The organism is Micromonospora sp. PRAS1 (assembly GCF_059553435.1).
Genome location: NZ_JCANNB010000012.1, coordinates 134,594 through 157,488, shown reverse-complemented (window position 1 = coordinate 157,488; position 22,895 = coordinate 134,594). Strand labels below are relative to the sequence as shown.

18 protein-coding genes and 1 riboswitch are annotated in these 22,895 nt (G+C 71.8%); of the genes, 11 read left to right on the top strand and 7 right to left on the bottom strand.

The genetic code is table 11. The features are described from left to right. The first annotated feature begins 269 nt into the window (after nucleotides 1-269). Nucleotides 270-2,867, top strand: coding sequence for a tetratricopeptide repeat protein (locus tag AC507J_RS14160; RefSeq protein ID WP_496289604.1), 2,598 nt, complete (start codon nucleotides 270-272; stop codon nucleotides 2,865-2,867). Here AC507J_RS14160 and AC507J_RS14155 read toward each other — a convergent pair. Genes AC507J_RS14155 through AC507J_RS14130 form a run of 6 tightly spaced genes read right to left on the bottom strand, consistent with a single transcriptional unit; the run spans nucleotide 2,785 to nucleotide 9,435 of the window. Next, nucleotides 2,785-3,699, bottom strand: coding sequence for an ECF transporter S component (locus AC507J_RS14155; protein WP_496289603.1), 915 nt, complete (start codon nucleotides 3,697-3,699; stop codon nucleotides 2,785-2,787). The two genes, AC507J_RS14160 and AC507J_RS14155, sit on opposite strands and share 83 nt — an antisense overlap. Beyond that, nucleotides 3,696-5,321, bottom strand: a complete 1,626-nt coding sequence (locus tag AC507J_RS14150) for an ABC transporter ATP-binding protein (RefSeq protein ID WP_496289602.1) — start codon at nucleotides 5,319-5,321, stop codon at nucleotides 3,696-3,698. Before AC507J_RS14150 ends, AC507J_RS14155 begins: the two co-directional genes overlap by 4 nt. After that, nucleotides 5,318-6,493 (bottom strand): CbiQ family ECF transporter T component, encoded by a 1,176-nt coding sequence (locus AC507J_RS14145; RefSeq protein ID WP_496289601.1) that lies wholly within the window; start codon nucleotides 6,491-6,493, stop codon nucleotides 5,318-5,320. The genes AC507J_RS14150 and AC507J_RS14145 overlap by 4 nt, the downstream gene beginning before the upstream one ends. Continuing rightward, nucleotides 6,486-7,424: an SCO2322-related protein gene (locus AC507J_RS14140; RefSeq protein ID WP_496289600.1), complete on the bottom strand. Its 939-nt coding sequence runs from the start codon at nucleotides 7,422-7,424 to the stop codon at nucleotides 6,486-6,488. The genes AC507J_RS14145 and AC507J_RS14140 overlap by 8 nt, the downstream gene beginning before the upstream one ends. Further along, nucleotides 7,421-8,878 (bottom strand): prenyltransferase/squalene oxidase repeat-containing protein, encoded by a 1,458-nt coding sequence (locus tag AC507J_RS14135; RefSeq protein WP_496289599.1) that lies wholly within the window; start codon nucleotides 8,876-8,878, stop codon nucleotides 7,421-7,423. The genes AC507J_RS14140 and AC507J_RS14135 overlap by 4 nt, the downstream gene beginning before the upstream one ends. A gap of 53 nt (nucleotides 8,879-8,931) precedes the next feature. Beyond that, nucleotides 8,932-9,435, bottom strand: a complete 504-nt coding sequence (locus tag AC507J_RS14130; protein ID WP_496289598.1) for an SCO2322-related protein — start codon at nucleotides 9,433-9,435, stop codon at nucleotides 8,932-8,934. A 102-nt stretch (nucleotides 9,436-9,537) separates the two neighbouring features. Next, nucleotides 9,538-9,658: riboswitch (cobalamin riboswitch) on the bottom strand. A gap of 552 nt (nucleotides 9,659-10,210) precedes the next feature. Here AC507J_RS14130 and AC507J_RS14125 point away from each other — a divergent pair. From AC507J_RS14125 to AC507J_RS14105, 5 genes are all read left to right on the top strand, one after another. Then, nucleotides 10,211-10,705 (top strand): hypothetical protein, encoded by a 495-nt coding sequence (locus AC507J_RS14125; RefSeq protein WP_496289597.1) that lies wholly within the window; start codon nucleotides 10,211-10,213, stop codon nucleotides 10,703-10,705. 117 nt (nucleotides 10,706-10,822) lie between these two features. Next, nucleotides 10,823-11,383, top strand: a complete 561-nt coding sequence (locus tag AC507J_RS14120; protein ID WP_496289596.1) for a hypothetical protein — start codon at nucleotides 10,823-10,825, stop codon at nucleotides 11,381-11,383. A gap of 7 nt (nucleotides 11,384-11,390) precedes the next feature. Then, entirely contained in the window at nucleotides 11,391-12,599 is a 1,209-nt protein-coding gene (locus AC507J_RS14115) for an MAB_1171c family putative transporter (protein WP_496289595.1), read from the top strand. Nucleotides 12,600-12,659: 60 nt separating this feature from the next. Further along, nucleotides 12,660-13,889, top strand: coding sequence for a family 1 glycosylhydrolase (locus AC507J_RS14110; RefSeq protein ID WP_496289594.1), 1,230 nt, complete (start codon nucleotides 12,660-12,662; stop codon nucleotides 13,887-13,889). A 45-nt stretch (nucleotides 13,890-13,934) separates the two neighbouring features. After that, entirely contained in the window at nucleotides 13,935-14,705 is a 771-nt protein-coding gene (locus AC507J_RS14105; protein ID WP_496289593.1) for an SDR family NAD(P)-dependent oxidoreductase, read from the top strand. Nucleotides 14,706-14,802: 97 nt separating this feature from the next. On the opposite strand, the gene AC507J_RS14100 is transcribed toward AC507J_RS14105, so the two are convergent. Next, nucleotides 14,803-15,579: a hypothetical protein gene (locus AC507J_RS14100; RefSeq protein ID WP_496289592.1), complete on the bottom strand. Its 777-nt coding sequence runs from the start codon at nucleotides 15,577-15,579 to the stop codon at nucleotides 14,803-14,805. A gap of 60 nt (nucleotides 15,580-15,639) precedes the next feature. Here AC507J_RS14100 and AC507J_RS14095 point away from each other — a divergent pair, with 60 nt between their 5' ends. The 5 genes from AC507J_RS14095 (at nucleotide 15,640) to AC507J_RS14075 (ending at nucleotide 22,872) form a co-directional block, all read left to right on the top strand. Further along, the gene (locus AC507J_RS14095; RefSeq protein WP_496289591.1) at nucleotides 15,640-15,939 is read left to right on the top strand and encodes a hypothetical protein; all 300 of its coding nucleotides are present in this window, start codon (nucleotides 15,640-15,642) and stop codon (nucleotides 15,937-15,939) included. A 179-nt stretch (nucleotides 15,940-16,118) separates the two neighbouring features. Further along, complete coding sequence (locus AC507J_RS14090) at nucleotides 16,119-17,504, top strand: DEAD/DEAH box helicase (RefSeq protein ID WP_496289590.1); 1,386 nt, start codon at nucleotides 16,119-16,121, stop codon at nucleotides 17,502-17,504. 64 nt (nucleotides 17,505-17,568) lie between these two features. Next, nucleotides 17,569-17,946 (top strand): CU044_2847 family protein, encoded by a 378-nt coding sequence (locus tag AC507J_RS14085; RefSeq protein ID WP_496289589.1) that lies wholly within the window; start codon nucleotides 17,569-17,571, stop codon nucleotides 17,944-17,946. Continuing rightward, a complete protein-coding gene (locus AC507J_RS14080) occupies nucleotides 17,943-21,641 on the top strand; it encodes a trypsin-like peptidase domain-containing protein (RefSeq protein ID WP_496289588.1) in 3,699 nt (1,232 codons plus the stop codon). Before AC507J_RS14085 ends, AC507J_RS14080 begins: the two co-directional genes overlap by 4 nt. Continuing rightward, complete coding sequence (locus AC507J_RS14075) at nucleotides 21,628-22,872, top strand: MFS transporter (protein ID WP_496289587.1); 1,245 nt, start codon at nucleotides 21,628-21,630, stop codon at nucleotides 22,870-22,872. The genes AC507J_RS14080 and AC507J_RS14075 overlap by 14 nt, the downstream gene beginning before the upstream one ends. Nucleotides 22,873-22,895 lie beyond the last annotated feature (23 nt).

Sequence of the window (22,895 nt, the reverse complement as noted above, 5' to 3'; positions counted from 1 at the left end):
ACTCTGAGCAGGAGGGTTGGCGCTCTCGACAGCATCGAACAGAATGAAAATAGCCGATCATTGATCAGATCCGGCGAGGGGTGAGGTCTATGGAGTTCACGATTCTGGGGCCCACGGAACTCAGGATCGGAGGACGATCTGTACCGCTCGGCACCGCGAAGCAACGCGGCCTCCTCGCCATCCTGCTCTATCACGCCGGCGATCCGGTACGAGCAGAGACCATCGTGGAATTTCTATGGCCGAATCGCACCATGGATGCCTGCCGTTCCATGCTTTACACGCTCGCCAGTCGGCTGCGTACCGTGCTGCGGACCGCCGGTCTGCCCGAGGCGCTGGAACGGGTACCCGGCGTCAACGCCTACCGCCTGGACGTCGAAGCGACCCTGGTCGACTACCACCGGTTCCGGCGGCTGGCCAGCCAGGCACGCCGGGCCGCCGCAGCGGACCAGCACGACCGGTGCATCGCCCTGCTCACCACGGCGGTGCAGTTGTGGCGGCACGACCCCCTGGCCGAACTGCACGGTGCGCGCGGCGAACATCTGCGGCGGGACATGCAGGAGCAGTTGCTCGCCGCCGAGAAGCTGCTCGCCGCGAGCGAGTTGGCCGCCGGCCAGCACGACCGGGCGTTGCTCCGGCTGGAGCCACTCCTCGCGGACAATCAGTTCGACGAGGCGTTGGCCCGACTACAGGCGACCGCACTATGCAATGCCGGCCGCAGCGATGACGCCCACCGATTCGTCGTCGCCTTCCGGCGCCGCTACCGGCGCAGGATGCGTACCGACCCGCACCTGGACATCGCTGAGTTGGCACCCTCCTCCCCTGGCCCGGATCGGGACGACCCCGCCCCGGCCCAGGAGACGGCAGTGCCCCGACAACTGCCGTACGACGTACCGGATTTCACCGGACACACCGATCTGTTGTCCGAGCTTGACGTTCTCGCCACTGACAGCGGCACCCCGAATGTGATCGCGCTGACCGGAATGCCGGGAGTGGGCAAGACGGCCTTTGCCACCCGCTGGGGTCATCATCGTCGCGACTGGTTTCCCGATGGTCAGCTCTACCTGAACACCGAGGCATACAGTCAGCTGTCCCCCGTACGCCCGGAGGACGCCCTACGACGCTTCCTGGTCGGCCTCGGTGTCCCCGCCGATCGGATCCCCGCCGACCCCATGCAGCGCGGCGAGCTGTACCACCGGCTACTGAGCGAGCGACGCATCCTCGTGGTGCTCGACAACGTCCTCGATTCCGATCAGGCACAACAGCTCATCCCCCGCTCCGCGACCAGCCTGACGATCGTGATCAGCCGCAATCGGCTCAGCGGACTCAGCGTCCGGCACGGCGTCCGGAGCCTGACCGTCACACCGCTGCCGTACGCCGACCGGCAGAACCTGCTCACCCGGATCATCGGATCGCAACGCGCCCACGCCGAACCCGCCGCGATGCGCACCCTGGGGCGGCTCTCCGGCGGGCTGCCGATCGCGTTGCGGATCATCGGCGAGCACGTCGCCTCCCAGCCCCGGGCCGCGCTCGGCGAGCTGGCCGACGAACTCGCGGACCGGCTGCTCGACATCGACGGCGACGACAGCAACGAACTCACCCTGCGTACCGTCTTCGCCTGGTCGGTCAATGCGCTGGCCCCGCTGCCGGCCCGACTCTTCCGCGGCCTGGGCCGGTTCCCGGGCACGACCATCGGGGTCGAGGCGGCAGCCGCGTTGCTGGGGACGGAGCCGACGGAAGCCGAACGGGCCCTGAACCGGCTCGCCCGGGCCCACCTGGTCAACCACGACGCCATCGGCCGGTACCGGATGCACGACCTCCTGCACCGGTACGCCGCCGACCGTGACCGGCTCGACGGGCCGGCCGACGAGCGGTGCGCCGCGCTGCGTCGGCTCTTCGACTGGTACCTGCTGACCGCCGTCAACGCCGTCAGGTGGTTGGCGCCGCAGCGGCCAGCCGTGCCGGACCTTCCCGAGAGCGCGGTCCGCCCGATGGAGTTCCCGACCGAGGGCGACGCGCTGCACTGGTGCGAGGCGGAACGCACAAACCTGCCCGGCGTGGTCCGGTCCGCCGCCGGTGCGGGCTTCGCCCGCCACGCCTGGCAGATCGTCGACACGCTCCATGAGGTGTACGACCGTTCCGGCCCGCAGGACGACGTGCGGGACATGCTGGAGGTCGCCCTCGACGCCACCACCGCGGACGGTCACCTCCCCGGCCGGGCCGGCACGTTGGCCAACCTCGGTGCCGCCCACTTCGCCAGCCACGACTACCAACGCGCCGGCGAACTCTTCACGCAGGCCCTCGACCTGGCCGTCGAGAACGGCTTCCCCGAGATCGAACTGGCCTGCCTGCACAACCTCGCCTCCGTCCACCTGCGCACCGGCCGCATCGCGACCGCCGTCGAGGTCTTCGACCGGGTGCTGGCCGGCTGCCGGGCGGCCGGCAACTCACACGGTGAGGCCTCCACCCTCCACCAACTGGGCGAGGCCCATCGACAGCTCGCGCGCTACGACCAGGCGCGCCGCTTCTACCAGGCGGCACTCGCCGTCTGTGACCAGGCGGGCGCGCTGCGCGGGCAGAGTCTCAACCATGTCCGGCTGGCCGAACTGAGCGTCCAGACCGGCCACCCCGAAGCCGCCCTCGCCCAGGCGCAGGTCGCACTGGACCTGCATGGCCGGGTCAACGACGACGTCGTCCGGTGTGACGCGCTCCTCGTCGCGGCCGAGGCCCGGCTGCGGATGGGGCAACACCGCGACTGCCTGACCGACGCCACCCTCGCCCGAGCCGTCAGCGAGGAGCTGACCGATTCCGTACGCCGGGCGCGGGCGCTCGACATTCTCGCGGAAGCCCTGGTCGCCGCCCGGCGATGAGCCCGGGCAGGCCGTCGGGTCGTCGGGACAGCTCCGATGGCGTCGCGAAGGTTACCGGCGCGTCGAACGCGGCCCGGCGGGCGGCACGCCGCAATGCGGCCAGGACGGCGGGTCCGACCAGGATGATCGCGACGGCGGTGGTGATGGCGCGGCCGGTGTCCCAGCCGAAGGTGGAGGTGACGGCGGTGAACACGGCGAAGCGGTGCAGGTTCTCCAGCACCGGTGCCCCGGCGACGTAGGAGAGTTGAGTCTCCGCGCCGATGCTGAACGGCCAGAACCAGAGGTTCATCAGCAGCCCGTAGCCGTAGGCGGCGATCGTGCCGTAGCCAGCCAGCACGGCGATCTCGACCCGACCGCGCAGCCGGGCCGGTAGCAGGCCGGCGCCGAGGCCGATCCAGGCGGCAGCCAGCATCTGGAACGGCAGCCACGGGCCGACACCGGCGGTGAGCAGGGCCGAGGCGAACAGCGAGATCGCGCCAAGCAGGAACCCGAAACCGGGCCCGAAGACCCGGCCGGCGAGCACGAGCAGAAAGAACACCGTCTCGATGCCGGCGGTGCCGGCGCCGAGCGGACGTAGGGCGGCGTTGACGGCGGCAAGCACACCCAGCATGGCCAGGGCCTTGCTGTCGATGCCGCCGGAGCTGAGTTCGGCCAGGACGAGAGCCAGCAGAACCGGCAGTACGACGATGAAGACCAGTGGCGCCTCGGCGGTACGAGCCATCGTCTCGGGTCGGGCGGGCACGAAGAACGGCCAGGTGAAGGTCGCAAGCGCGGCGACAGAGGCGAGGGTCAGGATGACAGCGGTACGCGGAGCCACCCGCAGCACGTTCACGCCGGCGGCCCGGCCAGCGCGGCGGTGACCTGGTCCACGGTCAGCCAGGGCTGCGGTGCCAGGACCTTGGCGACCTGTGGGGCGAAGGCGGGTGAGGCGAGCATGACCTCGGCAGTTGTGCCGTCGGCCACGATCTCGCCCTGGGCCATCACCACGACCCGGTCGGCGAGGGCGGCGACGAGTTCCACGTCGTGGGTGGCGAGCACGACCGCCCGGCCGTCGGCGGCCAGCCGTCGGACGATCGCGGTGAACTGTTGTTTGGCCAGGTAGTCCAGTCCCCGGGTCGGCTCGTCGAGCAGGACGGCCGGCGGGGCGGCGGTGAGCTGGACGGCGAGCGCGAGGGCGAGCCGCTGTCCCTCGGACAGGTCGCGCGGATGCTGGTCGCCGGGCAGCCCGGGGGTGAGCTGGTCGACCAGGGTACGGCAGGTGCCGGCGGGTGCCTCCGATTCCCGGTCGGCCTGGACGCATTCGGCCTCCACCGTCTCCAGGTAGAGCAGATCCCCGGGGGTCTGCGGGACCAGCCCGACGCGTCGTCGGGCCCGGGCGGCGGTGAGGGTCTTCGGGTCGGCGGCACCGTCCGGGCCGGTGACGGTGACCGTGCCGCCCTGCCGGGGGCCGCTGCCCTGCAACGCCCAGAGCAGACTGGACTTGCCGGAACCGTTGCGGCCCATCAGGGCGACGACCCGACCGGGGTGCAGGTCGAGGTCGACGCCGGCCACGGCCACGGTGCCGGGGTAGCGGACCACGACCTCGCGGGCGGTCAGCGCGGGAACGCCGTCCGGTGGCGGCGGTGCCGGCGGTGCGGTGGTGCCGGCGAGCCGCTGCCGGAGATCCGCCGCGCGGCGACGGGCGTCGCGTACGGACAGCGGCAAGGGTGCCCAGCCGGCGACGCGGCCCAGTTCGACAAGGGGTGGGGCAAGGTCGATGTCGGCGAGCACGACGGCCGGTTCGCCGTTGACGACGGTACCGTCGCCGGGCAGGTAGAGCAGCCGGTCGGCGTACTGCACCACGCGTTCGAGCCGGTGTTCGGCGATCACGACGGTGACGCCGAGGTCGTGGACCAGCCGGGTGACGGTGGCCAGGACCTCCTCGGCGGCGGTGGGGTCCAGGGCCGAGGTCGGCTCGTCTAGGACCAGCACCTGCGGATGGCTGGTGAGCACGGCGCCGATGGCGACCCGCTGCTGCTGCCCGCCGGAGAGGGTCCGCAGCGGACGGTCCCGCAACTCGGCGATGCCGAGCAGGTCGAGGGTCTCCTCGACGCGTTTGCGCATGACCGCTGCGGGCAGGGCGAGTTGTTCCATCCCGTACGCGAGTTCCTCCTCGACGGTGTCGGTGACGAAGCCGGCGAGCGGGTCCTGGCCGACGACGCCGACGACGTCGGCCAGGTCGCGCGGTGGGTGGTTGCTGGTGTTTCGCCCCTGCACGGTGACGGTGCCGTACAGGGTGCCGCCGGTGAAGTGCGGCACCAGCCCGTTGATGGCCCGCAGCAGGGTCGACTTGCCGGTGCCGGTACGACCGGCGACCAGGCACAGCTCGCCCTCCGGGATGTGCAGGTCGACATCGCGCAGCATCGGCTCACGCGCTTCGGCGTAGCGTACCGTGACCCGGTCGAACTCGATCATCGTTTCGCCTCCGGTCGGGGCGCGGGGTTCGCCGCCAGCACCGGCGGCGGCGCCAGCCAGGCCGGAGCCAGCGCGACCACGACGGCGAGGAGCACCAGCGGGGTCAGCTCGGGCCAGCTGAGCGGGCTGACCGGCGGGTAGAGCCGGGCCGGGTCCACGGAGCCGGCCAGCATCATCAGCGCGGCGGTGGCCACCCCGCAGCCGGCGACGGCGAGTTCCGTGCTCCGCCAGCGGTCCGGCCGGTAGCGGCTACGCCGGACCCGACGGCCGGCGAGCAGCATTCCGGCCACGGAGGTGGCCAGACCCGCCAGCAGCATGGGCAGGCCGAGGTGACCGGGCACGGTGGCATCGAGCAGCCCGTACGTGCCGACGCAGACGCCGACCAACCCGGCGAGCACCAGCCCACCGGTGAGGAGGCGCTGGCCGGCCGGTACCGCGGCGCTGCGGCCGTAGCCGCGCGAGTCCATCGCCGCCGCCAGCACGAGGGAGCGGTCCAGGGCGTCGGCCAGCACCGGCAGGGCGATCCCGCGTAGGGCGCGCACCCCCTGACCGGAGGCGCCCCGCAACCGGCGGGCCCGGCGAACCCGCAGCACGCTCTCCACCAACTGCGGAGCGACCGACAGCGCGACCACCACGGCCGTGCTGACCGCGTAGAGGGCACCGGGGACCGCCTTGAGCAGCCGTTTCGGGTTGGCCAGGGCATTGGCGGCACCCAGGCAGATGAGCATCGCGGCCAGCCGCAACCCGTCGTAGAAGCCGCCGAGGAGTTGTTCGGCGGCGACCGGCCCGAACAGCCGGATGCCGGCCGCCCACGCCGGCAGCGGTATCTCCGGCAGGTGGAACAGGACGAGGTCACCCTGTCCGCCACCGAAGACCAGGCGGAACACCACCCGCATGGTCACGATCAACGCGCCGAGTACCAGGTACATCCGGAACGACAGCGCCCACGGGGCGTCGCCGCGACGGCGGACGACCACGAGCGCGGCGACGGCAATGATCAGCGCCAGGGCCAGCGGGTTCGTGGTGTGGCTGGCCGTGGTCGCCAGACCGAGCGCCCAGCACCACCAGGCACCCGGATGCAGGGCCCTCGGCAGCCGCCCGGTCTCCGCTACGGCGGGCGGGGCCACCGGTGCCCGCCGGGCGACCCTGCTGCCGGTGGCCTGGTCAGTCATCCGGCTCGGCGGTCCGTCTACGGCGGGCCGCGACGATCCCTCCGCCGGCGAGCGCGACCAGCAGGAGCAGCCCGGCCAGGCTGCCCAACGGGAATCCCTCGGTCTCGCGGGCAGCGGTGACCTCGGTCGGCGGGAAGGAGTCCGTCGACCGGTCCGGCGACGCGGCGGGGTCGGCTCCGAGCGGTGGCACGCCGGCGTCCGCCGTCGGCACGACGGGGCCGCCGGTCGACGCCACGCTGGCAGCGGCGGTCGACCCGGTCGTACCGGCCGGTGTGGCAGCACCCGGCACGGTGGGTGCGGAGGCGGGTGCACCGGCGGCCGGTGGTGGTGCGGCCGGCGGCGGTGCCGTGGTGCGCGAGGGCGGCGCGGGCGGGGTGCTGCGCGGCGGGGCCGGTGGGGTGCTGCCCGGCGCCGGTGGCGTGGTGCGTGGCGGCGGCGCCGGCCGGGTGGGTGCCACCGCGGGTCGGGGGGCGTTGTCGGCGCTGCGGTTCAGCGAGAACGACCAGCCTTCGAAGCTGCCCGCCGGTGGCTTGCGGTTGAGCACACCCCTGTCGCTGTACGTCCAGGCACCACCGTTGGGTGCGTGCCAGTACGACCAGTAGGCGCTGGCCGGCGGCGTGTCGACGCATCGTTCCTCGCCGGCCGAGGGCCTCCCCTCGATCCGGCAGATGAACCCTTCGCCCCAGCGCAGCGTGCCGGCGATCTGGAAGCCGGCGTTCTTCAACGCCGCCAGGCCGGTGGCCTGCTCGCCGGGGGCGCAGCGGACGACCGTCCCGCCACCGAGTTCCTTGAAGTCCACCACGACGGTGACTCCGTTGGCGTCCGGGCAGTAGCCGGCGCCGCCGGCAGCCGCAGCCGGTCCCGGTGCGACGAGCGCACTGGCGCTGGCCAGGGTGAGGGCGAGGGCGACGCGGGTTACCCGGGCGGTCATGTGGCCCGCCGACGGCCGAGCGCCAGCAGTACCGCTCCCCCACCGACCAGAAGCAGCGCGGTGAGCACGTACCCGCCGATCGCTGTGCCGGTGGTCGGCAGGCGGCCCACCCCGCCCCCGCCGGGACTGCTGGCGGAGCCGGTGGGGGTCGGCGCGGTGGCGGTAGCGGTGGGCGTCGACGGCGAGTCGCTCGGCGTCGGCCCGTCGCTCGGCGAGTTGGTGGGCGTCGGCGAGTCGGTGGGGGTGGGTGACCCGGTGGGGATGGGTGACCCGGTGGGGGTGGGTGACCCGGTCGGCGTCGGCGAGCCGGTGGCTGAAGGGGAAGGTTCGCCGGACGGCGGTATGTCCAGGCCGATCCGTCCGAGCGGCACCTGGGCCAGCCCGAGCAACGCCTGGGCGGTGGCGCGACGCCACTGGTCCCGGAAGTTCGCGGTGATCCCGGTGTCGAGGGCCGCCGTCAACGCCTCGGTGTTGTACGCGATGGCGCCGGCATCTGCCGCCGCCGTACCACCGCTGTCGGCGGTGAGCTGGAGTGCCGCCAGGGCCTGCGCGGCCCGGGCCGCCTCGGCGTGGTGACCCGCTGCGGCGAGGGCCTGTCCGGCCAGGCCGGTGCTGTTGGAGTTCGCGCCGCTGGTAGGCCCGGAGCCACCGAATGATCCGTCGGCGCGTTGCTGCGCCACCAACCAGTCCGCGCCACGCCGCGCCGCCTCGTCCGCACCTGCGGCGAGGAGCGCTTGAACGGCCATCGCTGTCGAGTCGACGTCCAGTGTGGCGTTGGGCTGGGCGTCGCAGGACGGCGACGGCGCCCCGTCGGCGTCGGGATAGAGCCGGAAGCCACCGGCCGCGCACTGCTGGCGGGCCAGGAAGTCGACGGCCTCCTGCGGTGCGCCGCCGCTGCGGGCCAGGCCCAGCACGGCGAAGGACTGGTCGAAGGTGTTGCTCGGGTCCGGGCCGGTCTCCTCGGTGATCCGGCTGGTGATCCGGCCGTACCGGTGACCGGTCTGCGGCCCGGAAACCAGCGCGAGGGTCTCGGCGCGCAGGTCCCACCCGCCGAAATCGGTGGGATCGGCACCGGCGGCGGAGGCGGCGTAGAGCAGTTTCGCGGTGGCGCCACCGTCGGTGAAGCCCTCGATGCCCCAGTCGTCGTAGCTGTTGTACGACCGCACGTTCGCGGCGATCCGCGCCGTCGCCGCCTGCCGGGTCGAGGTCGCCACCCCGGTGGCTGCGAGGGCGAGCAGGCCGTCGATGCTCAGCCCCCAGTCATTTCCGCCGAACGGGCCGGGCAGGACCCCGCCGACGTACTCACCGGCGAGCCAGGTAGCGGCGTCGCGGCCAGCGGCGGTGTGCACGGGTGTGGGGGCAGCCACCCCACCGAGGGGTACGCCGACGGCGGTGGCGAGCGTCGTGGCGGTGACCATGGCGAGGCCGACGCCGATGCGCCGCAACGAGGACATGGACATGATGAGGGGTGCCTTTCGCAGCGGGATCCGGCAGGGGTACACGCCCGTCAGGGGGCGGTGATGCCGGGTGGCGCGCCGGCGCCGAAGGACCAGCCCTCGACCGTGCCCGGTGCTGGGTCGTAGCTGCTCGCTCCCAGTGTGCTGTAGGTCCAGGCGGCACCGGTGCCGGAGGCGTGCCAGTACGACCAGTACGCGCTGGCCGGTGGGGTGTTCACGCAGGGCTCCGTCGCGGCGGTCGGCTGGCCGTTGATCCGGCAGACGAAAGCCAACCCCCAGCGTTGCGTGCCGGTCACCGCGAAGCCGGCGCCCTGTAGCGCGGCCAGCCCGGTGGCCGGGTCACCGAGAGCGCACTCCACCTGGACGCCGCCGCCGAGTGGACCGTAGTCGACCACCACGGTGACGCCGGACGTGCCGGTGCAGGCTGCGGCCGCATCCGGTTGGACGGCACCGACCTGAGTAGGCGTGGCGGGCGCCGGTGTGGTGAGCGTGAGAGCGGCGAACACGCCGCAGATCAGGGAGAGCAGGCGGTACCGGCTGAGGCGGACGACCATCGGAAGCGCCTTTCCGGCCCGGCGGTCGTCAGAAACCCGGCCCGTTCGCCGAGCAGTCGGCTGGCCGGCCTCCGACCCGTGGGCCACGACGGGTGAGGAGCAGGGATTTCGCGGGTGCGGCAGGTATTCGGGCTCGCCACCGGGTACACCCCCGGCGGCCTACCGTTGCGGGCCAGCGCCGGACTTCGACCGGACTTCCCCCGCACGCACACGCGGTTGTTGAGTTGTCGGGCCAGTCTCGTCCGCCCGCACAGCCGCTGTCAATCGAGCACCACTTCAGCGCGAGCCCAATTCTCGCTGCCGCTCCGACATTCCCAAGGCCGGAGCGGCAGCGAGCCCCCGTTGATCAGGAACGCTCCTGGTGCTCGCGCGACCCGAGACTGGCCCGGACGCCCCCTTGCCTGCACCTCGTCCTCGAAACCTCGCGGAACATCTGCGGGCAGGACTCATCATAGGGCTCAGCCCGGAGAAGCTGTCAACGCCCGTTTAAGGGACACACAGATCACTACACGAGCGTTTATGCTTCCCCCGCCAGTTACGGCGACCCGGTGGCGTCGATGGACGCTGCGGACAGGCGCTAGCGCTCCACCGGCGGCACACCACCCCTCCCATCAAATCAAACATCCGTTTATCCTGCGGTCTGAGCACCTCACGGTTGTTGCGCAGCCGGGCAGGGGCTCATCCCGAGACGGCGGTAGGGTGGCCTACGCGCAGGCGCAGGACCCGGCGCGCACGCACGGCTGTCTCGCGCCGACACGAGGCTGAGGAGTGGGTGATGGTCGAGGATGTCCGAGGGGAGGGCGGGCCACCGTCCCTCGACACGCTCGCCGACAAGTTGAACTACCTGTTCGACAAGATCCGGCCGACGCGGGACGAGTTGGACGCCGACGAGTTCGGTCGCCCGTACACGAACAAGGAGATCGCCGACAAGATCAACCGCAGGTCCGCGACCTCCGGCGTCACGATCAGCGCCGCGTACGTGGGCGAGCTGCGGCGCGGCGTCGCCGACGACCCCCGGACCTCACACATCCTCGCCCTCGCGGCGGCGTTCCAGGTGGACCCGGCCTTCTTCGTCGACGACAAGGTGACCCAACGGGTCCAGGACCAGATCACGATGCTCACGCAGCTGCGGGAGATGAAGGTGCAACAGGTGGCGCTGCGTACCGTCCTCGCCGACACCGGGCTCTCCCCGGCGAGCGCCCTGGTGGTCGAGCAGATGGTCGCCCGACTCCAGGAAGTCGAGCGCGGCCGGGAACAGCCACCGTCCTGAGTGGCGCTCACGTTCTGCCTCGACACCACTTCCCACGGTCGTTAAGATCGCGCGGCACCACGATGACGGCGGCAGCTGCGATCCGGTCCGTGGAGGTGGCTCGGTCGACGTGGCGCGGTGCAGCCCGAGCGCGCGGTCGAACGGGAGGAGACGGGGAGCGTGCACGGCCGAGACCTGCGCAGTTTCTGCGGCGAGCAGGTACGGCGCCTTGAGCGCGAAGTAGGCATACCGGACCCGTTCGTCCTCACCACGCTCGTCCAGCGGATCTCGCAGTGGCGTGGCCGCCCCATCCACCTGCTTCCCTACGACCACGTGGCCGGCGCGATGTGCGGCCTCTGGATGGCTCTGCCCGACGCCGACGTGATCGGCTACGCGCGGACCACCCCGTTGCTCGAGGAACACACGGTGCTGCACGAGTTGGGACACATGCTCTGCGACCACCGGGGCGGCGGCGCCGGCACCGATCTCGCCGCGCTACTCGCACCGGATCTCGATCCGGCGCTGGTGAGCCGGTTCCTGGGGCGGGGGTCGTACTCGGACCGGGACGAGCAGGAGGCGGAGCTGATCGCGACGCTGATCATGAGGAAGGTGGCGGACCGGCGGCCCCGCCCCGCCGCCCCGGCCGACCAGAAGCTCGGCGCCGAGCTGGATCGGCTGCTCTCCACATTCGAGGGATAGGCCGCGCATGCAACGGGCCATCATGGTCACTGCCGGGTTGATCTCGCTGATCTCCGCCCTGCTGAAGATCCGCTCGGTACGCCGGCAGCCGCACGCGCCCGGCCCGAGAGCCATGTGCCTCGGGCTCTTGGCCTTCGGCACCGCCTTCCTCGTCCTCGCCCCGCCGCACACCGTGCTGATCAGCGAGTTCCTGGGCATACCCAACAGCGGGCGCCTGCTGGGCAACCTGCTCACCCTCGCCTCGGCCGGCGCGATACAGGTCATGATGCTGCATCTGGTGCATCCACCGCCGGTGGCGCGGCACCGGGTCCGGCAGCGGTTGACCCTGGTCGGCCTGGTGGCGCTCGCGATGACGGTGCTACTGATCTCCGCGAAGACCGAAAACGTCACGAACTTCGTCGAGCGGTACGCCACCTCCACCCCGATCGCGATCTACCAGCTGCTCTACCTGACCTGCCTGGCGTTGGCGGTGGTCGACCTGATTCACCTGTCCATCAGGTACTCCCGGCACGTCGGGCCGATGCTCCGGACCGGCCTGCGGATGGTCGCCACCGGTGGAGTCGTCTACGCCGTGCACACCACCTACAAGATGGCCCTGATCATCGCGGCCTGGTCGGGGAGTCAGCTGCCCGGCGACGAGTCGGCCATCTCCACGGCCCTGGCGGCGCTCGGCGGCGTGCTGATCGCCGGCGGCACCACGCTGCCGGTGTGGGGGCCCCGCGCGCTGATGCCGTGGCGGCTGCTGCGGCAGTACCGGTCCTACCGGCGGCTGGCACCACTGTGGCGCGAGCTGTCCGCGGCGGTGCCCGAGGTCATGCTGACGCAGCCCGAGGAGGCCGCAGAACCGGCCCGCTGGACGATGGACATCCGGCTCTACCGGCGCGTCATCGAGATCCGCGACGCCCAACTGCTGTTGCAGCCGTACAGCGATCCGGAGGCCGTCGGTGCCGCCCAGGACGAGGCCCGACGCAGCGGATTGCGCGGCGATCCCGCCCAGGCACACGTCGACGCCGTCGCGCTGGTCACCGGCCTGCAACGGTGGCGCTCGGACGGCACCGGCGCGACGCCGGCCGTCCTGCCGCCCCGCAGCGTCGGCGACGCCAGTCTGGCCAGGGAGAGTCGGTACCTCGAACAGGTCGCCGCCGCCTTCTCCCGCATCGCCGCGGACCGGGACAACTCCGGCGACCGGGTGGCCGACCGGAGCAACGCGGCCTGAGGCGGCCCGACAGCCGGCGGTCCGATCACCGCCCCCGAACCCACGACGGAGGAGACAGCCATGGCCGACAACGTGCCGCCCACCGCACACCGGCGGGTCGAACAGCCGATCAGATGGTGGGGCACGGCCAGTTCGGCGGTGCAGGCCGAGGGCGCCTACGCGGCCGACAACTGGTACGCCTGGGAACTCGCGGGTCGCGCCCCGAAGTCGGCGAGCGGCAACGGCTTCACCGAGCGGTACGCCGACGACCTGCAACTACTGGCCCGCTGGGGCTTCACCGACCACCGGTTGTCGGTCAACTGGGCCCGGGTGCTGCCCGAGCCGGACCGGGTCGACCGGGCCGCCGTCGACCACTACCGGGAGGTACTCTCCGCCGGGCGTGCCGCCGGCCTGCGGATGTGGGTCACCCTGTTGCACACCGCGCTGCCCCGGTGGTTGGCGGAGCAGGGCGGATTCCTCGGCCCCGAGGTCGGCGAGCACTGGCGCCGGTGGGTACACCTGGTGGCCGACGAGTTCGGGGACCTGGTCGACGGCTGGATGCCGGTGAACAATCCGACCAGCTTCGCGCAGAAGGCGTACCTGACCGGCACCTTCCCGCCCGGCGTACGCTCGCTGCCGGAGTTTCTCCAGGCGCTCATGGCCGTGCACCGCGCCGACTTCGACGCGGCGTCGTACCTGCGTGGTTCCGGCCGTCCGGTCTGCGCCAACGAGTCGCTTACCCACCTGGTGCCTGCGGAGAGCAGCCCGGAGGCGGCAGCCGCCGTCGCGCAGTGGGACGCGGTGGTGTGGGACTCCTGGTTGGGCCTCGCCCGCAGCGAGGAGTACGCCGACGCCTTCGACCACTACGGCTTCTCCTACTACGCGGCGACCGCCGTCGACAGCGGCGGTCAACCCCGGCCGTACCCGTTCGGGGCGTCGCCCGGACCGCTGGGCTACGTGCCGTGGGCAGACGGTCTGGCGGAGGTGCTGTCGCGGCTGGCCCGCGAGCTGCCAGGGCGGTCGTTCGTGGTGGCGGAACTCGGCTACGGAGGCGACGACGACGAGGCCCGGACCGACTACCTCGGCCGCGCCCTGCGGCACATCGACGACGCCCGGTCCGGCGGAATCGACGTCGACGGCGTCTTCTTCTGGACGGGGATCGACAACTACGAGTGGCTTGCCGGCGACGACGTACCTTTCGGCCTCTTCGACCGGGAGCGTCGTCCCCGGCGCAGCGCCGAACTGGTGCGACGGATGGCACCGGGTGCCCGAGGCCGGCTCGACGGTGCGGACGGCTCCGACGGCGGCTGAGATCCACGCAGTCCACGACGTACGCCGGTTGGTAGCGTGTCGCTCATGTCGGTGGCACTGGTGACGGGAGCTACCGCAGGCATCGGCGCCGCCTTCGCCCGCCGCCTGGCCCGCGACGGCACGGACCTGGTCCTGCTGGCCCGCGACGGCGCCCGGCTGGAGGCGGCGGCCGGCGAACTGCGGACCGCCCACGGCGTCCACGTGGAGACCGTGGTCGCCGACCTCGCCACCGAGGAGGGGCTCTCGGTGGCGGAGCAGCGCGCGGCCGAGGGCGTCGACCTGCTCGTCAACAACGCCGGCTTCGGCCATCAGGGCTGGTTTCTCGACGCGCCGCTCGACGTCGAGTTGACGACCATGCGCGTGCACTGCGAGGCGGTGCTGCGGCTGACCTACGCCGCGCTCCCCCACATGCTGCGCCACCGCACCGGCGGCGTCATAAACGTGGCCTCCATCGCGGCCTTCGTCGCGCGGGGCACGTACGGAGCCTCGAAGGCGTGGGTGGTCAGTTTCAGCGAGAGCGTCGCGGCGGAGACCGTGGGCAGCGGCGTACAGGTCACCGCCGTCTGCCCCGGCTGGGTCCGGACGGAGTTCCACCGCCGCGCCGACCTCGACGTCAACGACGTACCGCGCTACCTGTGGCTGGAGCCGGAGGCCGTGGTCGACGCCGCGTTGCGTGACTTCTCCCGAGGCGTCCGGGTGAGCATTCCGACCGCCAGGTACAAGGCCATCGTCGGGCTCAACCGGGCGGTGCCCCGCCGACTCGCCGCGGCGATCTCCGCCCGCGTCGGCTCCCGGCGGACCGGGCGCCGCAGCTGACTGATCAACTCTGTTCCGGCGGAATGGCGGCATTCCGGTGCTCGGGACACCACCATTCCGCTGCAACGGGGCGCGGGGGGTCGGCCGTTGTACCGCCTCAGCAGCCGAGGCGCTTGGTGGCAAGTGCGATGTCGTCGATCCAGAGGTCGAAGGCTCCCGGCGTGGTGCCGCCCTGGTAGAGCTGCCAACCGATCTTCACGGTGTTCACCGTCGGCAGGATGAAGGGCACGTCGTTGCCGCCGTGCTGGTTGGTGGAGGCGGTCAGCTCCGGGTTCGCCACCCCGTCGATCCAGACCGTGACGCGGTTGTCCGCCGGGTCGAGTTTCCACTCGAAGCACTGCCAGGTGTCCTCGACGACCGGCGCGGACTCCCGCCAGTTGGTCCAGTCGCCGGTCGGCCCGCCGTCCGCGCCCACGCCCCAGAAGATGCCGGGGACCGTCGGCGCGTACTGGCCGCCGATCGGGCGGACGATCTCCGAGCTGCCGCTGCCGGTCGCCTCGACCAGGGTGAAGTGCGCCCAGTCGGGGGCGGTCGGGAAGGCGTCCACACGCAGTCGCATCCGGCCGTAGAACCGGTTGCCCGGTGCGGCGAAGTCGTCGACGCGTAAGAAGGCGCGCCCGTTGTCGACGGTGTGGATGCGCAGCACCTGGTTGCCGCGGTGGGCGCGTTCCACGGTGAGCGTGCCGTTACGCGTGTCGACGCCCCAGTTCAGGCTGGCGGGGCCGCCGCGCGGCAGGCGCTCGAAGTCTTCGCAGAAGAGCATGTGGCGGGTGCAGGAGCCACGCTGGGCGGCACCTGCGGCGTCGGACGGGACGCTGCCGGCCGTGCCGCCGAGCATCAGCGCGGCGGTCAACGCGGCGAGAAGGTTGCGCATGGTTCTCCCTGGAGGACTCGGGGAATGAGGGCGTGGAAGCGTTCCCATATATAGCAGAAGTTGAATGCCTTCGGGTCCGCGCCGACGCTCGACAAGATCGCCAAGGTTCCACTCTCGGAGCAGGTGTTATACGGTCGGGAGGTGAAGACTGAGCGCCACTGGTGGAATGGCAACCGCACCGCACGAGGGCGTCGTGACGTGTTTATCCGCACCGATGGCGAGTCGTGGGAGGTGGAGGCGCGAGCCGGCGGCGACGCCGGTCGCTCCAAGATCTACCCATGCCCCGGCCGGCAGTCGGCGGAGATCCTGGCCCAGGCGTGGATGGGCGGCCAGAGCCGCTGGCAGATCGAGAAGCCCTGATCGACAAGCACCGATGCGCGTACCCCGCCTTCCGGCTGGCAGCGAGCACCGGCGGCGGCTTCGAGTAGACTGACAGCACGGCCCGCCCAGCATGGCGGCCGGGTTCGATGTCCCACGCCACGCGCCGCGGCCGGACGGTCAGCGCCGGGCGGGACGTCCCTTCGACGTTCGGAGCCTTCATGGCGGCACGCCGCCCACGCCAGACCACCTCGTCCGACTCCCGCACCTTCGCCGACCTCGGCGTGCCCGACGCGCTCAACAGCGTGCTGGCCGCGACCGGGGTGGACCGGCCCTTCCCGATCCAGGCCGCGACCCTGCCCGACGCGCTCGCCGGGCGGGACGTGCTCGGCCGGGGGCGCACCGGTTCGGGTAAGACCTATGCCTTCGTACTGGCGGTGCTGACCCGCCTGGCCGCCAGCACCACGCCCCGGCGGGCCGGGCGACCCCGGGCGCTGATCCTGGTACCCACCCGTGAGCTGGCCACCCAGATCGACAGCGTGATGGCGCCGCTGGCACAGGCGCTGTCGCTGCGCACGATGACCATCTTCGGTGGCGTCGCCGCCCGACCTCAGGTCACCGGGCTGCGCGCCGGGGTCGACGTGCTGGTGGCCTGCCCGGGCCGGCTCGCCGATCATGTCGAGACCGGCAACGCGCACCTGGACGCCGTCGAGATCACCGTGCTCGACGAGGCCGACCACATGGCCGACCTCGGCTTCCTGCCCACCGTACGGCGGCTGCTGGCGCAGACCCCGCGCGACGGGCAGCGGCTGCTCTTCTCCGCGACCCTGGACGCCGGCGTCGATGTGCTGGTGCGGCGGTTCCTCACCGATCCGGTCGTGCACAGCGTCGACTCGACGCTCTCGCCGGTCACCGCAATGGCGCACCACGTCCTGCACGTCAACGCCGACGAGCGGTTCGCCGTACTGGTCGAGCTGACCGCCGCACCGGGCCGGACCGTGGTCTTCACGCGTACCAAGCGGGGTGCGAAGACCCTCGCCCGCCGACTCGTCGCGGCCGGGGTGACCGCCGTCGAACTGCACGGCAACCTGGCTCAGGGCGCGCGCACCAGGAACCTCCAAGCGTTCTCCGACGGCGACGCGCACACGCTTGTCGCCACCGACATCGCGGCACGCGGCATCCATGTCGACGACGTGGCCCTGGTCGTGCACGCCGACCCGCCGGTGGAACACAAGGCCTACCTGCACCGCTCGGGCCGTACCGCCCGGGCCGGCGCGGCCGGGACAGTCGTCACGCTGATGACCGACGGGCAGGTGCCCGAGGTGCGGGAACTGACCCGCAAGGCCGGCATCACGGCGACCACGACCCGGTTGCGCCCGGGTGACGCGCTGCTCCGCGAAATCGCCCCCGGGGAACGGACGCTGGTTCCCCAGCCCGCCCCCCGCCCCGCCGGCGTACGGCACGAGGCGCAGCCGGCCTCCGGCGGCCGGGGCCGTCGCGGCGGCAAGCCGGCGGCGAGCACCTCGGCCCGGTCCGCACCGGCACGATCCGGTGCGGCGGCCTTCTCCGCCCGGGCCCGGCCGGCCGCTCGCCGCGGAGGCCGCTGACCCCACCCGCGCTGTCCGATCGGAGGTTGGCCGGCGCCGGGGAAGTCTGGCAGGGTGCCGAGCCATGGGTAGTCAAGTCATCGCGGTGCGCGTCGAAGACGTCGAGTTGCTGGTGGAGACGTCGCGGGTGGCCGGCACGGAGCAGACCTCGGCGCGCAGCCGCGCGCAGACGCAGGTGGTGAACGCGTTCGAGCAGGCGCAGGACGCGATCGTCGCGGTGTCGACGAAGGTGGCGCGGACGGTGACGCGGCTGGCGGCGACGGGTGCCCGCCCGGACAAGCTCGAGGTCGAGTTCGGGCTCAAGTTCACCGCCAAGGGCGACGTGATCGTGGCGAGCGGTTCGGGTGAGGTGTCGCTGAAGGTCGTCGTCGGTTACCACCCGGCGGGCACCTCGGCGGCGGCAGGAACACCGGACGGCGGTGACGAAGACGCCGCTTCGTGACTGACGACGCCGCCGTCCCGGGCTACCTCGGGCGGATTCTCGACGCGGCCGGCACGGCGGTGGGCACCTGCTTCCAGGTCTCCCCCGGCGTACTGGCCACCGCCTGTCATGTGCTCGACGACATCGACGCCGGCCGGGTCGACGTGGCCGTACGGGTCGACGCGCTGGCCGGCGGGTTCGCTCCCGTAGAGGCCCGGGTGGCCGGCTTGGATCAGCTGCGTGATCTGGCGGTGCTCACCACGGACACCCCGCTGCCAAGCGTGGTCGAGGGCCTTGACGCGACCGACACGGTGCCGTTGCAGACCGGCGTGGTGGTCACCGGCGTGGCGCACGTCGATGATCCGGGCCGGGAGTTGCGTTGGTTGACGGCACCTGGGCAGTGGCGCGGTGGCACCAGGCGCCACGACGACGTGTCGCTGGGTCGATTCTCGTCACCGGATCTGATGCCCGGGATGAGTGGCGCACCGGTGCGGCGGATGTCGGACCATGCGGTGGTCGGCGTGGTGTCGGCCCGGTACAACAGCGTCGACGGCTGGCTGCGCGACTCGGTGTGGGTGGCCCGCGCAGAGGACCTGGCAGAGCTGTTGAACAGCCTGCCGTGGATCCGATTCGGTCGCCGGCTCCTGCTCGCCGAGCCGGTACGCATGGTGCGCTCGGTCCAGGCCCCCGTCGCTCGTGCACTGCCGGTGCGCCAGGCGGCGCGCGCCATCGGCGGTCCGCGCGAAGCCGCCGTCGAGGCGGCCAGGGTGCTGGTCGCGCTGGACGACTCCGGGCGCGGGATCGGCGAGATCGGCGAGCTTGTGGAGTTGCTTATCGACAGTGCCGGTCGCGGCGGGCGGTACGGCGACGGGGCACTGCGCAGTTTCCGTACCCGGCTCCGGCTCCGTGGCCTGGATCCACGGCTGCTGCTGCCGTCCATGCCGCAGCACGACGAGGCGGTACGGCGGTGGATCGCGCCCCTGGTCGACGAATCCGAGCCGGACGTCGGATCCGCCACCATGCTGGCCGCGCTGACCCGCGCGTTGCTCGAGGAGTTGACGAACGAGACGTTCGGCAACCTCTCCCCGACCTGCCAGCAGTATCTGGGTGAGGCGCTGCTGAACGTACGCTCCATCGCGCAGTTCGAGTTCCTCGATGCCCTCGCCGCGCTCCTGCCACCGCTGCGATCGACATCGCTCGAGGCGGTGCCACTGCGCTCCAGCCGCGACGTCGACCCCGCATCGCCGCCCGCCGCCCAGCCGGAGGCGGCCACGTCCGGTCACGGTTCCGAGCGGTATCGCCAGCTCGAAATGAGCTACATCGCGGCGCAGATGTGCGGGCTACCGGACGCCGACCCGTGTGTTGCCGGTCGAACCGACCTGATCGCCACGATCGTCCGAGCGGTCAGCGGACGCGTGGAAACCCACCGGTCGGCCACCGCGTTCCTCTCCGGGCAGCCGGGCGTCGGTACGTCGACGGTGGCCATCGAGGCGGCCCGTGAGCTGATTCCGGCATTTCCCGGCGGCGTCCTCCACATCGACCTGCACGGTCTCCAGCCGGACGCGCGACGCGACGCCCTGACGGTGGTCAGGATGGTCGCCGAGGCACTCGACATGAACCTGTCGGAGGCGATGGACGACGCGAGCCGATTCGCCGCGTTCGCCGCGAAGCTACGCGACCGGCAGGTCCTGCTGGTGTTGGACAACGCGCTGGACGCGGCACACGTGGCGCCGCTGGTGAAGGCGCCGACCGGTTGCGCCATCATCGTGACGTCACGCGACCGCCTTCAGGGGTTCGCCGATCCCGGCCTGGTGTTCCGCGTCGAGCCACTGGACAGCCGGTCCGCGATCGAGGTCCTGGCCAGGTGCGATGAGCGGCGTACCCATGACCATGGGCTTCTGCACCGGGTCGCGTACCTGTGTGCGCAGGTGCCCCTGGCGCTACGCATGATCGGCGCGCGGCTGGCCAGTCGCCCCGATCTCGCCCTGGAGTACCTCGTCCAGGTGCTGGAGGAGGAGACCACCCGGCTCGACTACCTCGACGCGGGTGATCGGGCGGTCCGGGCAGCGATCCACCTGAGCTACGACAATCTGGATCCGGTCGCCAAGCGGACGTTCCGGCTCATCGCGGCGACGCCCGGATCCGCCGCGACCGGGCCGGAGTTCGGCTACTGCCTGGACACGGCGGCGTTGCGGCAGGAGATGCTGCTTAACCGTCTCGTCGACCGCAGCCTCGCCAAGCAGGAACTCGGCCGTACGTTCGGTGCCGGCATTCTCGCCACCTTCACCCTGTTCGACCTGGTCCTGCTCTTCGCCAGGGAACGCCTGGCCGAGGAGGAACCGGAGGAGGTCGTACGCGACTTCCAGTTGCGGTCCGTCAGCTATCTGCGGGACCGCCTGGTCGAGGTGGTCGACCAGGAGCCCGGCGCTGACCTCTCCGGCGAGCTGGACCCGGCCCGGTTCTATGCCGCGGTGCGTCTCTGCGAGGAGCGCGAGTGGTTCGACCTCGCCCTGGATCTGGCCGGCAGCCTGCACGTGCTGCATCAGGGGCGCGGCGAGATCGACAGTGTGGTCGCGATCAACGATATCCGCATCCAACTCCATCTTCGCGGGCAGGATCCGGAGGCCGCGGTGAATGCCTGCCTGCTCATGGCGGACCTCATGCGAGCCAACGCCCTCGATCAGGCCGTGGAATACAGCCGCCGGGCGGCCCGTCTCGCCCACGAGTACGGTCTGCCCGCCCGCGTCGCCGAAGCCGACTTCAGGTTGAGCATCCTGCTCTGGGAACAGGGACAGGCCACGGCCGCTCTCAGCGCTGGCGAGAGGTCCTTCACGCTGTTCATGGCGGCCGGTCAGGCGGCGGTCGCGGTGCCCGTGGCGGTAAACAACTGCCTCCTCGCCCGGGACACCGAGGCGGGCGGGGAGGCCCTGAAATGGGGCCGCATCGCCACGGAACTGGCCGATCAGTGGGCAGAGGCCACGCTGCGGGCCTCGGCGTGGTTCGAGCGGGCGCGAGCCGAACGTCAGGCCGGGCAGCATCTTGCCGCCGTGGCCGCCAACCGCCGAGCGGAGGCGCTGTACGCGTCGGTCAAGGACTGGTGGAACGCCGCAGTGGCGTGCGCAAACGGCGCACTCGCCGCCTGCGCGTCCGGCGACCTGCCGACGGCTGTCGAACTCGCACGCCTCGCGGTCGACCACTGGGTCCGCCAGGGCGATTTCCCACACCTGATGGATGCCCTGGTCCAGCTCAGCTCGCTGCATGTCCAGGTGGAGTCGTTCGACCTCGCCAGGCAATCACTGCACGAGGCCGTCGCGGTGGCGCGGGACAACTCCGATCCGGCCACCCGCCTGCTCTGCGACGAGGTGCTGCTACGGCACGCGGCGGTGCTGCTGTTCACCGCCGCCGGACGACCGGCCCCGGACAGTGAGGCACTTCAGCTGGCTCTGGCACCAGCGACCGCCTCGGGTACGCAAGGGGAGGAAGCACGCGACCCCGAGGTGGAACGGGTACGCGATCTGCTCAGGCGCTACCACGATGGTGGGTTGGGTCTCCGCGAGGCGAGGCGGCAGGCGCTGAGCCTGCTCACCGCGGGCACCCGCAACAAGCCTGCGGGGCCGGCACCGTGGCTCCACGAGCAGCTGAACGATCAGACGTCAGCTCGCCAGGCGCTCGGGCGGGTGGCCGAGGGACGGAGGGCAGCCGATGAGCGATCGTGAACAGTCACCGGAGCCGATGACGTCCGCTTCGCGGCGGGCGGTCGGGGCGTTGATCGCGCTCTCCATCTCGGCGTTCTGCTACGTCGCCATGGAGACGCTGCCGATCGGGATGCTCCCGCTCATCGCCGCCGACCTGAACGTGTCGCTGTCGCACACCGGCCTGCTCGTGACCGGGTACGCGGCCACCGTCGCGATCGTCTCGGTGCCGCTGACCTATGTCACCCAGCGGGTACCGCGTCGCCGTCTGCTGACTGTCCTGCTGGGCGTGCTGGTCATCGCCACCGTGGTCTCGGCTGCCGCCCGCGACTACCAGTTGCTGCTCTGGGCGCGCGTGGTCGTCGCGCTCACCCAGGCGCTGTTCTGGGCCATCGTGGCCCCCGCCGCCGCGGGCATGTTCCCCCGGCGGGTACGCGGAAGGGTCACCGCGGTCGTCTTCGCCGGGGCCTCCCTCGGCCCGATGCTCGGTGTGCCGGCCGGCACCTGGCTCGGACAGCACCTTGGGTGGCGGGCGGCGTTCCTGGCCCTGGCCGCGCTGGCGCTGGCCGCGTTCGGGGCCATCGTCACCCTGATGCCCCCGATATCGGAGACCGACACCCACTCGTTCACCGGCACCAGCCCGGACGCCCGCCGCTACGCGACGGTCGTGGTCGCCACCGCCCTCTCGGTGGGCGGGCTGTTCACGGCGTTCACCTACACGGCCGTGTTCCTGACCGACGTCACCGGGTTCGCCCCCGCGGCCATCGGCCTGCTCCTGCTGATCCGGGGGCTCGCGGACTTCGCCGGCATCACCGCCGGCGGCATCGCGAGCGACCGCAACCAGCGCGTAGCGATGGTGACGCCGGTGCTGCTCCTCGCGGTCGCCCTGGTCGGGATGTTCCTCCTGGCCGAGTCGATGCCGGCGATCGGGGCGCTGCTGGCCCTGTCGGGGTTCGCCATGGGTGCGCTCACCCCTGCCCTACAGAACCGGGTACTCGAAGTGGCACCGGGACGGTCCGATCTGGCGGCGGCGGGCAACTCCGCCGCCTTCAACGTCGGCATCGCCGGAGGCTCCCTGCTCGGTGCCGTGCTGCTGCCCGAGTTCGGGGTACGCAGCACGGCGCTGGCCGGCGGTCTGCTGGCCGTCGCGGCGCTCGTCGTCCTGCTGGCGGAGCCGCTGATCGCCAGCACCAGCCAGCCGGCCGCTGTCGCCCACCCGCCGACGACGGCTCTGTGGACCCAGGGAAGCCCTTGACTTCCGACCCTGCCTCAGCCGAC

Bases quoted from the DNA above. Each gene is read 5' to 3' on its own strand.
- AC507J_RS14160 (WP_496289604.1), top strand. From the start codon at position 270: ATGCTTTACACGCTCGCCAGTCGGCTGCGTACCGTGCTGCGGACCGCC.
- AC507J_RS14150 (WP_496289602.1), bottom strand. From the start codon at position 5,321: ATGATCGAGTTCGACCGGGTCACGGTACGCTACGCCGAAGCGCGTGAG.
- AC507J_RS14145 (WP_496289601.1), bottom strand. From the start codon at position 6,493: ATGACTGACCAGGCCACCGGCAGCAGGGTCGCCCGGCGGGCACCGGTG.
- AC507J_RS14140 (WP_496289600.1), bottom strand. From the start codon at position 7,424: ATGACCGCCCGGGTAACCCGCGTCGCCCTCGCCCTCACCCTGGCCAGC.
- AC507J_RS14135 (WP_496289599.1), bottom strand. From the start codon at position 8,878: ATGTCCTCGTTGCGGCGCATCGGCGTCGGCCTCGCCATGGTCACCGCC.
- AC507J_RS14130 (WP_496289598.1), bottom strand. From the start codon at position 9,435: ATGGTCGTCCGCCTCAGCCGGTACCGCCTGCTCTCCCTGATCTGCGGC.
- AC507J_RS14125 (WP_496289597.1), top strand. From the start codon at position 10,211: ATGGTCGAGGATGTCCGAGGGGAGGGCGGGCCACCGTCCCTCGACACG.
- AC507J_RS14115 (WP_496289595.1), top strand. From the start codon at position 11,391: ATGCAACGGGCCATCATGGTCACTGCCGGGTTGATCTCGCTGATCTCC.
- AC507J_RS14110 (WP_496289594.1), top strand. From the start codon at position 12,660: ATGGCCGACAACGTGCCGCCCACCGCACACCGGCGGGTCGAACAGCCG.
- AC507J_RS14105 (WP_496289593.1), top strand. From the start codon at position 13,935: ATGTCGGTGGCACTGGTGACGGGAGCTACCGCAGGCATCGGCGCCGCC.
- AC507J_RS14100 (WP_496289592.1), bottom strand. From the start codon at position 15,579: ATGCGCAACCTTCTCGCCGCGTTGACCGCCGCGCTGATGCTCGGCGGC.
- AC507J_RS14090 (WP_496289590.1), top strand. From the start codon at position 16,119: ATGGCGGCACGCCGCCCACGCCAGACCACCTCGTCCGACTCCCGCACC.
- AC507J_RS14085 (WP_496289589.1), top strand. From the start codon at position 17,569: ATGGGTAGTCAAGTCATCGCGGTGCGCGTCGAAGACGTCGAGTTGCTG.
- AC507J_RS14075 (WP_496289587.1), top strand. From the start codon at position 21,628: ATGAGCGATCGTGAACAGTCACCGGAGCCGATGACGTCCGCTTCGCGG.